The organism is Corynebacterium guangdongense (assembly GCF_030408915.1).
In the GTDB taxonomy this organism is placed as follows: Bacteria; Actinomycetota; Actinomycetes; order Mycobacteriales; family Mycobacteriaceae; genus Corynebacterium; species Corynebacterium guangdongense.
This window is the reverse complement of record NZ_CP047654.1, coordinates 82,821-97,238: the sequence shown is the minus strand read 5'-3', so window position 1 is coordinate 97,238 and position 14,418 is coordinate 82,821. Positions and strand designations below refer to the sequence as shown.

The window sequence follows — 14,418 nt, the reverse complement described above, 5'->3', positions numbered from 1 at the left end:
CCACCACCGTTCAGGAGTCTCATCATCATGTCTGCCACCACCACCGATCGCACCACCGAACGCACCTGCGATGTCCTTGTCGTCGGCTCCGGCGTCGCCGGAATGGCCACCGCGCTGGCCGCCGCCCACCAGGGCCTCGACGTCATCGTCGCCGAGCAGAACAGCCACTTCGGCGGCACCGCCGCCATCTCCGCGGGCTGGGCCTGGGTGCCGGGCAACCCGAAGGGCGCCGCCGCCACCGGCGACACCCGCGAGGAAATGGAGACCTATCTCCGGGCGCTCGCCCCGGACACCTACAACGCGCAGGGCGTGAAGGATTTCCTCGACACCGTCCCCGAGGCGATCACCTTTTTCGAGGACAACACCGAGGTCAACTTCGTCTACCCGGAGAAGGCCCCGGACTACCAGATGGATCTGCCCGGCGCGAAGATGGGCGGGCGCGCCATCCTGCCCGACGATGCCGACGCCCGCATGCTCGGCGACCGCCGCCACGAGCTGCAGCCCTACCTCAGCACCTACACCGTCTTCGGCTACATGCCGCAGGTCGGCCCGGACCTGAACAAGGTCATCATGGCCAACCGCTCCCTCAGCGCGTTCCTCTACGTCGCCCGCAAGCTCACCCGCACCTGGGCCGACCGGGCCCTGCGCGGCCAGCCGCTCAAGCGCACCAACGGTTCCGCGCTCATGACCCGCATGGTCCGTTCCGCCCTCGACGCCGGCGTCGAGGTCCACACCGACACCCCGGTCGAGTCGCTGCGCTACGACGAGAACGGCAACGTCGTCGGCGCCGTCCTCGGCGGTCGTCACTCCGGCGTGGTCACCGCCCGCCTCGGCGTGGTCCTCGCGGGCGGCGGTTTCACGGGAAACACCACTCTGCGCAGCGAGCACTTCCCGCACGACCCGAACGGCGACAACCACATCACCCCCACGATCGGCCACAACGGCTCCAGCGCCGAAATGGCGCTCGACGCGGGCGGCCGCATCAACGGCGACGTCTTCACCCCGGGCTCCTGGGCGCCGATCACCGAGTTCACGCAGCTTCGCGACGGCAAGCAGCGCCTCTTCCCGCACCTGCGCCAGATCGGCCTGCCGGGCATGATCACCGTGGACCGCCACGGCAAGCGCTTCGGCAACGAGGCCCTGTCCTACCACGACTTCGGCCGCCAGCTGCTGGAGCACGACAAGGACGAGAAGGACACCTACGCCTGGATCATCGCCGACGAGGCCTGCATGCACACTTACGGCATCGGCTACGCCAAGCCCTGGCCCATCCCGCGCAAATACTTCCTCGACACCGGCTTCCTCGTCAAGGCGCCCACGCTCAAGGCGCTGGCCAAGAAGATCGGCGCCGACCCGGAGACTCTCGAAGCCACCGTCGAGAGGTTCAACGGTTTCGCCCGCTCCGGCGAGGACCTCGACTTCGGCCGCGGTTCCACCGCCTACAACCACTTCCGCGGCGACCCGACCCACCAGCCGAACCCGAACCTCGCCGCCCTGGAGAAGGCGCCGTACTACGCCGCCAAGATCAAGATGGGCGACCTCGGGTCCTTCGCCGGCATCGACGTGGACAACCGCTCCGCGGTCGTCGACGCCGACGGCGCCCCCATCTCCGGCCTGTACGCGGTCGGTTCGGCCGCGGTCTCCGTCTTCGGCGGCGGCTACCCGGGCTACGGCTCCCACATCGGCCCGGCCCTGGTCTTCGGCTACCGCATGGGCCGCGACATCAGGAAGCTCAGCACAGCCGCCCCGGCGCAGAAGCACACCTCCACAACCGTCTCCCAGTCGGTTTAAGCACCCGAACCCCCGACCCCGAAGGACGTCACCATGACCACCACCGTTGACACCGCCACCGCCACCGCCACCACGACCCTGCCCCCGTACACCCACGAGCTGAACTGGCCGGAGGGCATGCAGCCCTACAAGGTCATCGACGAGGACGGCTCCCAGGGTCTGCCCTACGAGCACTACGCCTGGCTCCGTGAGAACGCCCCGCTGGTCCGTTCCGAGGCCCCGGGCTCGGACGTGTGGCTGCTCACCCGCTACGAGGACGTGCGCACCGCGATTCGTTCCCCGAAGATCTTCTCCTCCCAGGTCATGACGCCGCCGCCACTGACCTTCCTGACGCTTCACGACGCCCCGAACCACAACCGCCTGCGCAAGGTCGTCGCCGGCGCGTTCACCCCGAAGTCCGTCGGCATCATGGAGGACCGCATCCGCGAGCGCGCCACCCAGCTCATGAACGGCCTGCTGGAGAACGGCGGCGGCGATCTCGTGGCCGACTACTCCCTGCAGCTGTCCATGGCCACCATCTCCGGCATCCTCGACGTGCCGGCCGACGACCTGGACCTGATGAAGCTCTGGTCCGACGAGATCTTCACCTACTTCGCCCAGCTGGCCCGCAACGCCCCGGGCAACGACACCGCGGAGAAGAACACCCGCGACTTCCTCGACTACCTGCTCACGAACCTCGAGCGGCTCTACGAGTCCGAGTCCGAGGCCGTCGGAGGCCACATCGCGCGCATGTGGAAGGCCGGCGAGCTCTCCGACAAGGAGGCCTCCGAACTGTGCTCCTTCATGTTCGTCGCCGGTCATGACACCACCACCATCCTCATGACCAACGCCTTCTGGGTTCTGTCCCGGGAGCCGGAGGTGCTGGCCCGCCTGCGGGAGCACCCGGAGGACATCGACAAGTTCGTCGAGGAGCTCGCCCGCTACCGCGGCGCCGTCCACCGCACCGTTCGTCGCGTAAAGGAGGACACCGAGATCGCCGGCTACACCATCCCGGAGGGCTCGATCGTGCGCCTGCTGATCGCCTCCGCCAACCACGACGCCGAGAAGTTCGACAACCCCGAGGTCTTCGACATCGACCGCGACAACAAGGGCCACTTCGGCTTCGGCCACGGCGTGCACTCCTGCGTCGGCGCCCCGCTGGCCCGGCTGGAAACCCGCATCACCACCGAGCTGATCACGACGATGGTCGGTGACCTCGAGCTCGACGAGGAGGGTGGCGTCACCCTCGCGCACGGCAACAACATCTCCAACGGTCCCACCTCCCTGCACATGAAGCTGTCCGCCCGCTAAGGGGGCGGTCTATCCCGAGAGGAAAGAATCCATGTCCACGAACCCCGTCGTCATCATCGGAGCCGGCCACGCCGGCGTCACCCTGGCCGCCCGCCTGCTGGAGCTCAACTGGAGCGAGGGCGTCGTCCTCATCGATGAACAGGCCGCCACCCCGTATGAACGCCCGCCGCTGTCGAAGGATCTGCTGAAGACCGACCACGACGGCAGCCCGCAGCTGCTCAGGAAGGAGCAGTGGTTCGAGGACCGCGTCGACTTCCGCGCCGGCGTCCCGGTGGAGCGAATCGACCGCGACAACGACGCCGTCGTGCTGGCCGACGGCACCGTCCAGCCCTACCACCGTCTCGTCGTCGCCACCGGCGCCACGGCCCGCAGCCTTCCGATTCCGGGCGCGGACCTGCCCGGCGTCCAGATGCTCAAGACCCACGCCGACGCGGAGAACCTGCGCCGGGTCCTGCGGCCGGGCAGGAAGATCATCGTCATCGGCGCCGGTTACATCGGCATGGAGGTCGCCGCCGCCGCCCGCGCCGCCGGCTGCGACACCACCGTCCTGGAGTTCCAGGACCGGATCATGGCACGTGTGACCTCGGAGCCGGTGTCGCACTTCTACCAGGAACTGCACCGCGAGCAGGGCACCGAGTTCCGCTTCAACACCGGCGCCACCGAGATCCGCGGCGACGGCAGGGTCGAGCAGGTGCTCACCAGCACCGGCGAGGTCTTCGAGGCCGACGCGGTCGTCGTGGGCATCGGCGTCATCCCGAACCAGCAGCTGGCCGAGGACGCCGGCCTGGCGGTCGCCGACGGCATCCTCGTCGACGATCTGGGCCGCACCTCCGACGAGAAGATCTACGCGGTCGGTGACGTCACCCGCTCGGTCTGCCCCTTCGAGGGCACCGAGCGACGCCTCGAATGCATCCAGAACGCCACCTACCAGGCCCTGCAGACGGCCCACGACATCGTCGGCCAGGAGCCGCAGAAGCCGGAGATCGCCTGGTTCTGGACCGTCCAGCACGGCAAGCGCCTGCAGACCGCGGGCGTGCGCCACCCCGAGGACGAGGTCGTCCTGCGCGGCGACCCCGGGGAGGGCAAGTTCTCGGTGCTCTACCTGCGTGAGGGGCGACTCGCCGCCATCGACACCATCGGCCGCCTCGGCGACTTCAAGAAGGCGAAGAAGCTCATCGCCGCCAAAACCCCGATCAACGTCACCGCCGCCCGCGACCCGGAGGTCTCCCTCTCCGACGCCGCCAGCGTGCTTGTCGACGCCTAATCCCCTACCCCACCACACAAAGGAAGATCCCCATGTCTGAGCAGAACATCAACGTCATCGACCGCGAGGGCGACGCCCACGTCATTCCCTGGGGCGACGACCAGGTCCTCATGGAGGCGCTGCGCGACAACGACATGCCGATTCTCGCGTCCTGCGGCGGCACCGAGTCCTGCGCCACCTGCCACGTGTACCTCGAGAAGGACGTCATCGAGAAGCTGCAGCCGCGCAGCGACGACGAGATCGAGCTCCTGACGGACGCCGAGGGCTTCGACGCGGACTGCTCGCGCCTGTCCTGCCAGGTCGCCTACGACGAGGACTTCGCCGACATCACCGTCACCATCGCCCCCGAAGACGAGTAGCTCCCCGGGAAACGCGACACCGTCCACCTGCGTCGCAGGTGGACGGTGTCAGTCTGTGCCTGGTCGGGGACCTTAGGAGTTCACCGCCTCCCGGACCGCCTCCGCACGGGGCGCCGTGACCTCGTCCTCCGTCAGGGTCGGGCGCAGCAGCAGCATGGCGATCGCGATGACCAGCAGAACCGACGCCTGGTGGACCAGCATGCCCAGGGCCATGGTGACGTCCCCGGCGAAGACTCCGGCGAACAGGACCGCAACCGTCAGCAGGGCGATCGCGATGTTGACGCGCATCGTGCGGACCGTGCGTCGGGCCAGGCCGAAGGCGTAGGGGATGCGCGGCAGCTTGTCGGCCATCAGGGCGACGTCGGCGGTCTCGATGGCGGCCGGGGAGCCGGCCGCGCCCATCGCGACGCCGATGTCGGCGGTGGCCAGCGCCGGGGTGTCGTTGACGCCGTCGCCGACCATGGCGACCGTGTGCCCCTTCTCCTGGTACTCCCTGACGATGTCGAGCTTGTCCTCGGGCATGAGCTCGGCGCGGACCTCGTCGATGCCCAGCTCGGCAGCGACGTTGGCGGCGACACGCTCGGCGTCGCCGGTGGCCATGACGATCCTGATGCCGCGGTCGTGAAGGGCCTTGACGGCTGCCGGGGCGTCGTCGCGGATGGTGTCGGCGACCGCCACGACGCCGATGGCCCAGCCGTCGACGCCGACGAACATGGCGGTGCGGCCCAGTTCGTTCAGCTTGAGGATGGGCGCGGAATCGACCTCGCCGTCCAGCAGGTCGGCGGAACCGACCGCGATCCTGTGGCCGTCGACCTCGGCGTAGATGCCCTTGCCGGTGACCGGCTCGGCGATCTCGACGTGCTCGATCTCCAGGCCCCGGTTCCGGGCGCCGCGGATGATGGCGTCGGCAAGCGGGTGCTCGGAGGCGGTCTCCGCGCGGGCGGCCAGGGTGAGGACATCGTGTTCGGTGTAGGCGGAATCCAGGGAGATGACGTCGGTCAGCTCCGGACGGCCGTTGGTCATGGTGCCGGTCTTGTCGACGATGACCAGGTCCACCTTCGCCGCGGTCTCCAGGTACTCGCCGCCCTTGATGAGGACGCCGTCGCGGGCCGCGCGGCCGATGCCGGCCACGATCGAGACCGGAATGGAGATGACCAGCGCACCAGGGCAGGCGATGACCAGCAGGGTCAGGGCGAGTTCGACGTTGCCGGTGATCAGGCCGATGACCAGCGCCACCACCATGACGCCCGGGGTGTACCACTGGGAGAACTTCTCCATGAAGGTCTGGGTCCTGGCCTTGTCGTCCTGGGCGTCCTCGACGCGGTGGATGATCTTGGCGAGCATGGAATCAGAGCCGATGCCGACCGCCTCAACACGCAGCAGACCCGAGCGCAGCCAGGTACCGGCGAAGACGTCGGAACCCTCCGCCTTCTCGGCCGGGACGGACTCACCGGTGATCTGCGCCTCGTCGACGCCCCCGCGACCGGAGAGGACCCTGCCGTCGACCGGGACCTGCTCACCGTTCTTGACCAGGACCGTGTCGCCCGGGATGAGCTCCCACAGCTCGACGGTCTCGGTGGAACCGTCCGGGTTGAGCTTCGTGGCGGTCTCGGGGGCGGAATCGACCAGGTCGGACAGCGCCTTGCGGGTACGGTTCAGCGTCGCCTTCTCCAGGGCGCCGCCGATGGCGAAGAGGAAGGTGACCGCCGCGGCCTCCCAGAAATTGCCGAGGATGATCGCGCCGATCGCGGCGACCGACACCAGCAGGTCAATCGAGATGTGCTTGATACGCAGCGCCCGGACGGCACTGACGACGATCTGGTACCCGGCGACCACCGTGGCCGCGAGCAGGAGGTAATCGGCCAGCACGATGTGGTTCCAGCCGCCGCCGTGATCGTGACCGCCGGTGATGTCGACGTCGCCGGTGAGGAAGGCGAGGAGAATCAGAATGCCCGCGGCGATGGACACGCCCCAGGTTCTCCAGAAGTTCTTCGTCATTGTCTTTGTCCTTTACTTGTGAGGTCCGTTGGTGTCTGACACCCCTCAAGCTATGGCGTGTGGTTCCCGGGTTCCTTGACCCGGATCAAGGAGGGCCGCACTGGTGTTTTGCTGAGGGGAGGAGGGGTTGCCGTGGGGTGGGAAGCTTCGTTTCGAAAGGCCTCGTCCCCAGAGGCCTCGCAGCTCCGGCCTTCGTTTCGAAAGGACCCGCAAGTTCGGGGCGAGGGGTTTCGAAACGAAGCGCGCCCTCGACGCACGGCGCGCACGACGCGCACGGCGCGCACGGCGCGCGAGAGGAGCGGGAAACGCGGGACGGACCCGGGAGTGATCACCGGGCCCGTCAGGTTCTTGGAGGGCTAGATTGCCGAGGGCTTCGCGTTGTAACCGACGTCCTTGACGGCGCCGACCAGGTCCCGGACGCTGACGAGCGCCGGGTCGTGCTCGACGAGGATGCGGCCGGAGGAGAATTTCACCTCGGCGTCGCTCACGCCCTCGAGGCCCTTGAGCTTGGTCTCGATCTTGGTGACGCACGAGGGGCAGGAGAATTCGTCGGAGCGGAGGGTGGTGGTCTTGGTGGTCATGAGGGCGTCCTTTCTGATTTCTGTTCGTTGTCTGACCCTCAAGTTACGAGCTGAGGACGCCGCGTTCCTTGATCCGGATCAAGGAGCGCACACCTAGAGTTCGAAGGCGTCGAGAAGCGAGTCGAAGGCGCCGCCGACGCCGGTGCGCCAGACGACGTCGGCCTTGCGGTCGCCGCGGCCGGGGCCGGCGTTGATGACGGCGGTGAATTTGCGGTCGCGGACGGCGTCGAGAAGCAGGCGGTAGCCGCTCATCACCGCCAGCGAGGAACCCGCGACGATGAGGGATGAGGAGGCGGCGAGCAATTCGCCGGCGCGGGCGCGACGCTCGCGGGGCACCGATTCCCCGAAGTACACGACGTCCGGCTTGAGGCGTCGGCTGCCGCAGCGCAGGCAACCGGGCATGCGGAAGCGGGCGACCTGGTCGTCGGTGAGCGCGAAGTCGCCGTCGGGGTTGACCATCGACTGATCGACGGCGATGGAGTCGCGGTAGCCGGGGTTGGCCTCCTCCATGCGGAGGTCGAACCCGGGGCGCGGTTCCCGGAAGCCGCAGTCGAGGCATTCCACGTGGGACATGTCGCCGTGCAGGGGAATCAGGCGCGAGGTGCCGGCATCGGCGTGCAGGCCGTCGACGTTCTGGGTGATGACGCCGGTGACGAGGCCGGCCTGCTCGAGCTCGACCAGCGCGTAGTGCGTGCGGTTGGGCTGGGCCCGCTTCATCGTGGCCCAGCCGACGAACCCGCGGGCCCAGTAGCGGTGGGAGGCGGCGGGGTCATGGCGGAACTCCTGGTAGGTCATCGGCCGGCCGGTGCGCAGGCGACCGCCCTCGGAACGGTAGTCCGGGATGCCTGAATCGGTGGAGACGCCGGCGCCGGTGAGCACCAGCGCGGGACCGCGCCGCAGGGAATCGGCGACACGGTCGAGGGCCTCGCCGGGGGCGGTCGGTGTGACGGTCTCGTCGACGACGCGGGCGATCGAGCGCAGCGCCGCGGCGTGGGTGGCGGCGACGGCGGGATCCTGGAGGCTCATGGGCTCCAGAATACGAAGCGCGTCAACCCCCGGATCTCCGTACCATTTCAGCTAAGGGAAACATCCTCCCCCACACCACGATTCAGGAGAATTGTCATGAAGGCAGTTGTTCACACCGGCTATCACACGTTCCCGTCCCTGAAAGACATCGAGAAGCCGACCCCGGGCCCGGGCGAGGTGCTGCTCAAGGTGGCGGGGGCGGGCGCCTGCCACTCCGACGTCGCGATCTTCCACGAGTTCGACGAGGGCCTCAACCCGCAGATGGACCCGGAGTTCGTCCTCGGCCACGAGACCTCCGGCTGGGTCGAGTCGGTCGGCGAGGGCGTCACGGGCATCGAGCAGGGCGCGGCGTACCTGATCTACGGTCCGGTCGGTTGCGGCGTCTGCCGCGCCTGCACCCGCGGCCAGGACACCTACTGCGAGAACGCCTCGACGATGGCCTACGCGGGCGTCGGCCTGGGCCTCAACGGCGGTATGGCGGAGTACGTCGTCGCCCCGGCGCGCAACCTCGTCCCGCTCGGGGACGCCGATCCGGTCGACGCCGCCCCGCTCGCCGACGCCGCGCTCACCCCCTACCACGCCATCAAGCTGGCTCTGCCGCACCTCAACGGGGGCGGGAAGTTCGCGCTGGTCATCGGCCTGGGTGGTCTGGGCCTGATCGCCGTGCAGATCCTCAAGGCGCTGACCGGCGCCACGATCATCGCCACCGACATGAAAGAGGAGGCGATGGCCGAGGCCGAGAAGCTGGGCGCGGTCACCGTCCCGGGCGGCGAGGGCCAGGTCGAGCGCATCCGCGAGATCACCGGCGGCCAGGGCGTCGACGCGGCCTTCGACTTCGTCGGGGTCGGCGCCACCGTCACGACCGCCATGCAGTCCGCCGGTCGCCAGTCGCGCGTGACCATCGTGGGCATCGGCAACCTCTCCCCCTACGAGTGGGCTTTCCTCACTACCCCTTACGAGGCCGAGCTGGTCAACACCTACTGGGGCACGGTCGAGGAGCTCCACGAGGTCGTCGACATGTACAAGGCCGGCCAGATCACCCCGCAGGTCACCCGCTACTCGCTTGACGACGCCCTCGAGGCCTACCAGGCGCTGGTCGACGGCACGATCTCCGGTCGCGCGGTGATCGTCCCGCACGGCGAGGTCTAGCCTGCGATCTCCCCGTGCCGCGAGCACGTCGCTTCCCAGCCCATCGGGTTGATCCGGACGACCATGCGTCGACCGCAGGACTCGCAGTAGCGCGGCGCCTCGAGTCCGGCGCGGGCGCCCGGGGAGCGTTCCTTCACCCTGCCGAGGCTGAGGTCTTCTCCGGTGTAGGGATCAAACACGGCTCACCGGCTTGATCGGCAGCTGCATGCGGTCGAGCATGTCGAGGTCGTCCTCGGCCGGGCGACCCAGGGTGGTCAGGTAGTTGCCGGCGATGATGGCGTTCATCCCGCCGAGCAGGGCCGCCTCGGTGCCGTCGTCGCCGAGCGTGAGTTCGCGGCCGCCGGCGAAACGCAGGATGGTGGCCGGCATGGCGAAACGGAAGGCGGCGATGGTGCGGGCGGCCTCGCCTCGGGTGACGATCCGCTGCTCGGCGAGCGGGGTTCCCGGGCGGGGGTCGAGGAAGTTCATCGGGGCCTCCTCCGGCGCCAGCTCGGCGAGCTGGGTGGCGAATTCGGCGCGCTGCTCGAGGGTCTCGCCCATGCCGATGATGCCGCCGGAGCAGACCTCCATGCCGGCCTCGCGGACCATGCGCAGGGTCTGGTGGCGCTCCTCCCAGGTGTGGGTGGAGACGATGTTCGGGAAGTGGGAGCGGGCGGTCTCGAGGTTGTGGTTGTAGCGGTTCACGCCCATTGCCTGGAGCCGCTGAACCTGTTCGGGGGTGAGGATGCCCAGGGAGGCGGAGATGTTGATGTCGACCTCCTGCCAGATGGCCTGGATGGCGGCCTCGACCTGGTCGAGCAGGCGCTCGTCGGGGCCGCGGACGGCGGCGACGATGCAGAATTCGGTGGCGCCGTTCTTGGCGGACTGTTTGGCGGCCTCGACCAGCTCGCCGACGTCGAGGGTGACCGCCCGGACCGGGGACTGTGTGAACAGTCCGGACTGGGAGCAGAAGGAGCAGTCCTCGCCGCAGCCGCCGGTCTTGAGGCTGATGATGCCCTCGACCTCGATGAGGTCGCCGGCCCAGGCGAGGCGGACCTCATGGGCCAGGGCGGCCATCTCCTCGAGCCGCTCGTCGGGCAGGTTGAGGACCTCGACCAGGCCGTCGTAGGGCAGGGAGGCGCCGGTGGCCAGCGTCGTGGCGCGGATGCGATCCAGAATGTCAGTCATGCGACGAGACTAACCCCGCCCCTGAACAGTGTTCAACTGCAGGGGTGGCCAGGGTGAACGACGTTCAGTCGTCGATACGGTCGAGCTCCGGCCCGTCCTCTCCAAGCACCACGTTGCGGGCCAGCGGAATCTGGTGCGAGGCGCTCTCCAGGATGTGCATGAAATAACCGGCGGTGTTGGGGATGAGCAGGACGTCGCCCGGCGCCACGCCGCGGGGGAAACGCATCCGGCGGCGCAGAATGATCTCGTCCTCGATGCAGTAGGCACCGACGAGAAAACCCTCCACCTCCTCCGAGTGCGGCTGCGTGCGCAGGAGCAACGGATCCACCAGGTAATCGTCCGAGGTGGTGCGCACCTGGGTGCGGTTGGCGCCGACCCCGATCAAGGGCACCCCGTCGCTGCGCGTCTTGACGAAGGCGACCTCCATCAGCGTCACCCCGCACCCGTCGAGCAGGCTCCGACCCGGTTCCAGGTGCAGGCGCAGGCCCCGCTCGCGCAGCGCGGGACCCACCTGCGCCAGAATCCCGTCCAGCCACTCCCCCCGCACCGGCTCCTGGAAATAGGGGTAGGTGTTCGCCAGCGGATCGCCCTTCCAGGTGAAGGGTTCGGTCCGTCCCGCGGCCATGTCGGCGCGCAGCGACTGGTAGCGCTCCCACTGCTCCCGGTCGTCGAGGTAGCTCATCGGCACGCCGCCGCCGACGTCGATGAAGCTGATGCCGGGATGGATCGGCGAGAGCAGATCGATGAGGTCCATGGCCTCACGCAGCGCGGCCACCCGGTCGGCGGCCGCGTACCCGTGCAGGTGCACGTGCACACCCACGACGCGGACGGAGTCCACCGGCGCCGACAGCGCCTCGCGCCAGGTCGACGCCCGCTCGCCGAAGCGGGTCGGCGGCATCGTGGCCGGGTCCGGGGCCAGGCGCGGGGCGACGGCCACCGGCCGGCCCGCGGCCAGGGCGGAGAGCCGGTGCAGCTCGGCGACGGAATCCACCGACACCGTCACCCCGTTGTCCACGGCCAGGCGCAGCAGGGCGTCCGGTTTGACGGCGGCGCTGAGGATGATGCGCTCCCCCGGCATCCCCGCCGCCAGGGTCTGCTCCAGCTCGCGGTAGCTGGCGACGTCCACTCCGTGGCCGGCCTCGACGGCGGCGTCGACGAAAGCGAGCGCCTTGTTGGCCTTGCGGGCGTAGAAGACGCGGACGTCGACGTCGTTGCGCGCCCCGGAGGCCACTAGCTCGGCCGCGTTGCGGGTGAAGGCGCCGGTCTCCAGGACGTTGACGGGGCTGCCGTACTCGGCGAGCAGGCCGGCGGCGGAACCGGGCGTCAGCGCGGACATCCACGGCTCCAGCCGGGCGGTCATCGGCGGGGTGCCGTGGAGGTCCGGGTTGAGCCCCCGGGAGCCGACCACCCGCTCGGCCCAGCGCGGAATCGTCGTGTGCATGGCCCGCGAGAGGGTGTCGTTGCCCAGCACGACCTGCTCGGTCATGCGCCCCACAGCGGCGATGTGGGACTGGCCCACCAGGGTGCCGTCGGCCTCCACGTCCAGCGCCTCGGTCTCCGGCGCCAGGCGGGCCACGCCCTCGGTGACCAGCCGGTGCTCGAGCGTCCCGGGCAGCACCCGCGCCGGGGCCTGCACGGAGTCGACCAGGACGTCGGCCTCGGGAGCAGAGCCGGAGCCGAGGTGGTCGAGGGTGACGACGCCGGCGTCGATGAGCATGAGCAGGCGTTCCGCGTTGTGGCGGGGCGGGCCGAATGCGAGGCGTTCCATGCGGGCCGCGAACTCACCGAAACCCTCGAGCGTGGCGCGGCCGCCGTAGGAGTAGCGGGACACGATCTCCGGGTAAAGCTCACGAAACGCCAGGCCGACGGCCGCGCGGGCGCTTCGTGTCCCGGCCACTCCGGCGCGCAGGGCCCCGAGCTCGTCGTCGGTGGCGTCGGTGCCGGCGAGGACCGCGTCGATCTCGGCGGAGGCATCGGTGTCGGAGGTGCCGGAGGCGTCGGCGAGCCGGGCGGCGGTGGCGCCGATGACGCCGATCAGCTCTGGCAGCGAACGGGCCCTCAGCACCGCGGGCCGGGCCGGATCGATGACGTGCAGCAGTTCCACGCGGGTCGGCGGATCCGGCTTGACCTCCATGAGCCGGCCCGAGCGGGTGAAGGGCATGATCGCGGCGGGTTCGCGCCCGGAGGCGACGTAGCGCCCGTCCCGGAAGCACCCGCCGCGGCCGACGGTGAGGTCCAGGCAGGCGTCAATGAAGGTCAACGCCGCACCGCGGACGGCGACGCGCTCGCCGGGCGAGACCACGTCGAGGGACCCGGCGGGGTACACGGGCACGGCGCCGGGCAGCGCCCCCGGCCAGGTGCAGGCGTGGCCGGTGGCGAGGAGGATCTCGTCGTAGGCCGCGGTGTCGAGGTCCTCGACCCGGCGCGGAATGCGGTTGACCGGGAGGACCGCCCAGGAGTCCTCGAGGAAGCGCCCGACCAGGGCGCGGGGCGGGAATTCCCCGAAGCCGTCATCGGGGTCGCGCCAGTCGTCGAAGGCGCCGATGCCTGTGCGGATGATCGCCGAGCGCACATTGACCCGCCAGTAATCGGGTTGGGCGACGTCGTAGGCGCTTGCCGACGCCGGATCGTCGTAGACGTCGACGTCGGGGACGGGTAGCCCGCGTTCGCGGGAAAGTCGGATGACCTCCTCGGCGGCCCAGAGTCCACGGGGGCCGCCGCCGATGATCGCGATTCGGGTCACTGCTTGTTCTCCTCCAGGATCGGGGCGATGTTCTCATGCACCCAGTCGTCGTCGTAGATGGTGTCCAGGTAGGCGGTGCCCTCGTCGTGCAGGACGAGCACCGTCTCCTCGCCGGGCCGGACGGCGCCGGTGCGGACGTCGTCGAGGTAGGCCGCGACGACCGCTCCCCCGGAGGCGCCGGGCAGGACGGCCGTGGTCCGGGCCAGCCGACGGGCGCCGTCGACCGCCTGGGCGGGGCTCATCCGCTGCACCGTGTCGGGCCTGACCTGGCGCGACAGGTCGGTGACCGTTCCCGCCCCGTAGCCCGGCAGGAGGCGGGTGCCGCGTTCACCGTCGAAAAGCACGGAGCCGACGGAATCGACGGCGACCACCCGGGTCGGGGCGTCATGTGCCCGCAGCCAGCGCTGGCAGCCGCCGATGGTGCCGGTGGTGCTCACCGCGACGTAGAGGTGATCCGGGGCGTGGTGGAGGGCGGCGGCGATCTCGGTCATCGTGCCCTCCTCGTGGGCGCGGAAGGCCGCCTGGTTGGAGTACTGGTCGAAATTGATGGCGCCGAGCTCCTCGATCAGCTCGGCCACGCGGTTGCGCCGGGCGATGAGCCAGTCCCCGGTTTCGGGATCGGGTGCGGTGATCTGGTGGACCGTCGCGCCGAGGGCCTTCATGTGCGCCAGGGTGCTGGAATTGGTGCGCTGATCGACGACGCAGTGGAACTGCCAGCCACCCAGCGTCGACAAGCGGGCCAGTGCAACGCCGAGGTTGCCGGAGCTGGACTCGACCGCCACGGAACCGGGCCGCAGGAGCCCGGCGGCCACCGCATCGTCGACCATGGCCTTCGCCGTGCGATCCTTGGCGGAGCCGCTGGGGTTGAAGGACTCCAGTTTCGCCCAGAGCGGGTAGCCGGTGACGGGCGCGAGCAGCCCATCGATCCGGACCAGCGGGGTGTCGCCCGTCGCGTCAGTGACGCAGTCGTACACAGGGTGAAATTCACCGCGGGGGTTGAGGTCGCCTTTCATACCCGCATGCTACTCCCTTAGCTGTTTCACAGCTGGC

General features: G+C 69.4%; 12 protein-coding genes. 5 read left to right on the top strand and 7 right to left on the bottom strand.

Annotation, left to right across the window (positions count from 1 at the left end; all coding sequences use genetic code 11):
• The first annotated feature begins 27 nt into the window (after positions 1-27).
• From chcC2 to CGUA_RS00460, 4 genes are read left to right on the top strand one after another with little or no spacing between them, the layout of a single operon-like run.
• Positions 28-1,791: a 4-oxocyclohex-2-ene-1-carboxylate 5-dehydrogenase gene (gene chcC2, locus CGUA_RS00475; RefSeq protein WP_290196615.1), complete on the top strand. Its 1,764-nt coding sequence runs from the start codon at positions 28-30 to the stop codon at positions 1,789-1,791.
• A gap of 33 nt (positions 1,792-1,824) precedes the next feature.
• A complete protein-coding gene (locus CGUA_RS00470) occupies positions 1,825-3,081 on the top strand; it encodes a cytochrome P450 (RefSeq protein ID WP_290196613.1) in 1,257 nt (418 codons plus the stop codon).
• A gap of 31 nt (positions 3,082-3,112) precedes the next feature.
• The gene (locus tag CGUA_RS00465; protein WP_290196611.1) at positions 3,113-4,345 is read left to right on the top strand and encodes an NAD(P)/FAD-dependent oxidoreductase; all 1,233 of its coding nucleotides are present in this window, start codon (positions 3,113-3,115) and stop codon (positions 4,343-4,345) included.
• A gap of 32 nt (positions 4,346-4,377) precedes the next feature.
• Positions 4,378-4,704 carry a 2Fe-2S iron-sulfur cluster-binding protein gene (locus tag CGUA_RS00460; RefSeq protein ID WP_290196609.1) on the top strand — a complete coding sequence of 109 codons (327 nt, stop codon included), beginning with the start codon at positions 4,378-4,380 and terminating at the stop codon, positions 4,702-4,704.
• Between the two features lie 72 nt (positions 4,705-4,776).
• Here CGUA_RS00460 and CGUA_RS00455 read toward each other — a convergent pair whose 3' ends face one another.
• The 3 genes from CGUA_RS00455 to CGUA_RS00445 all read right to left on the bottom strand — a co-directional run bounded on the left by CGUA_RS00455 (position 4,777) and on the right by CGUA_RS00445 (position 8,309).
• Complete coding sequence (locus CGUA_RS00455; protein WP_290196607.1) at positions 4,777-6,702, bottom strand: heavy metal translocating P-type ATPase; 1,926 nt, start codon at positions 6,700-6,702, stop codon at positions 4,777-4,779.
• A 356-nt stretch (positions 6,703-7,058) separates the two neighbouring features.
• Entirely contained in the window at positions 7,059-7,283 is a 225-nt protein-coding gene (locus CGUA_RS00450; protein ID WP_290196605.1) for a heavy-metal-associated domain-containing protein, read from the bottom strand.
• A gap of 93 nt (positions 7,284-7,376) precedes the next feature.
• Entirely contained in the window at positions 7,377-8,309 is a 933-nt protein-coding gene (locus CGUA_RS00445; RefSeq protein ID WP_290196602.1) for a Sir2 family NAD-dependent protein deacetylase, read from the bottom strand.
• 96 nt (positions 8,310-8,405) lie between these two features.
• Here CGUA_RS00445 and CGUA_RS00440 point away from each other — a divergent pair, with 96 nt between their 5' ends.
• A complete protein-coding gene (locus tag CGUA_RS00440) occupies positions 8,406-9,458 on the top strand; it encodes an alcohol dehydrogenase catalytic domain-containing protein (RefSeq protein ID WP_290196600.1) in 1,053 nt (350 codons plus the stop codon).
• On the opposite strand, the gene bsaP is transcribed toward CGUA_RS00440, so the two are convergent.
• From bsaP to CGUA_RS00420, 4 genes are all read right to left on the bottom strand, one after another.
• On the bottom strand, positions 9,455-9,637 hold the full coding sequence (gene bsaP, locus CGUA_RS00435) for a biotin synthase auxiliary protein BsaP (protein ID WP_310169391.1): 183 nt from the start codon (positions 9,635-9,637) through the stop codon (positions 9,455-9,457). The two genes, CGUA_RS00440 and bsaP, sit on opposite strands and share 4 nt — an antisense overlap.
• Positions 9,630-10,625, bottom strand: coding sequence for a biotin synthase BioB (gene bioB, locus CGUA_RS00430; protein ID WP_290196596.1), 996 nt, complete (start codon positions 10,623-10,625; stop codon positions 9,630-9,632). The genes bsaP and bioB overlap by 8 nt, the downstream gene beginning before the upstream one ends.
• Positions 10,626-10,689: 64 nt before the next feature.
• The gene (locus tag CGUA_RS00425) at positions 10,690-13,368 is read right to left on the bottom strand and encodes an FAD/NAD(P)-binding protein (protein WP_290196594.1); all 2,679 of its coding nucleotides are present in this window, start codon (positions 13,366-13,368) and stop codon (positions 10,690-10,692) included.
• Positions 13,365-14,381 carry a pyridoxal-phosphate dependent enzyme gene (locus CGUA_RS00420; RefSeq protein WP_290196592.1) on the bottom strand — a complete coding sequence of 339 codons (1,017 nt, stop codon included), beginning with the start codon at positions 14,379-14,381 and terminating at the stop codon, positions 13,365-13,367. The genes CGUA_RS00425 and CGUA_RS00420 overlap by 4 nt, the downstream gene beginning before the upstream one ends.
• Positions 14,382-14,418 lie beyond the last annotated feature (37 nt).

Bases quoted from the DNA above. Each gene is read 5' to 3' on its own strand.
- chcC2 (WP_290196615.1), top strand. From the start codon at position 28: ATGTCTGCCACCACCACCGATCGCACCACCGAACGCACCTGCGATGTC.
- CGUA_RS00470 (WP_290196613.1), top strand. From the start codon at position 1,825: ATGACCACCACCGTTGACACCGCCACCGCCACCGCCACCACGACCCTG.
- CGUA_RS00465 (WP_290196611.1), top strand. From the start codon at position 3,113: ATGTCCACGAACCCCGTCGTCATCATCGGAGCCGGCCACGCCGGCGTC.
- CGUA_RS00460 (WP_290196609.1), top strand. From the start codon at position 4,378: ATGTCTGAGCAGAACATCAACGTCATCGACCGCGAGGGCGACGCCCAC.
- CGUA_RS00455 (WP_290196607.1), bottom strand. From the start codon at position 6,702: ATGACGAAGAACTTCTGGAGAACCTGGGGCGTGTCCATCGCCGCGGGC.
- CGUA_RS00450 (WP_290196605.1), bottom strand. From the start codon at position 7,283: ATGACCACCAAGACCACCACCCTCCGCTCCGACGAATTCTCCTGCCCC.
- CGUA_RS00445 (WP_290196602.1), bottom strand. From the start codon at position 8,309: ATGAGCCTCCAGGATCCCGCCGTCGCCGCCACCCACGCCGCGGCGCTG.
- CGUA_RS00440 (WP_290196600.1), top strand. From the start codon at position 8,406: ATGAAGGCAGTTGTTCACACCGGCTATCACACGTTCCCGTCCCTGAAA.
- bioB (WP_290196596.1), bottom strand. From the start codon at position 10,625: ATGACTGACATTCTGGATCGCATCCGCGCCACGACGCTGGCCACCGGC.
- CGUA_RS00420 (WP_290196592.1), bottom strand. From the start codon at position 14,381: ATGAAAGGCGACCTCAACCCCCGCGGTGAATTTCACCCTGTGTACGAC.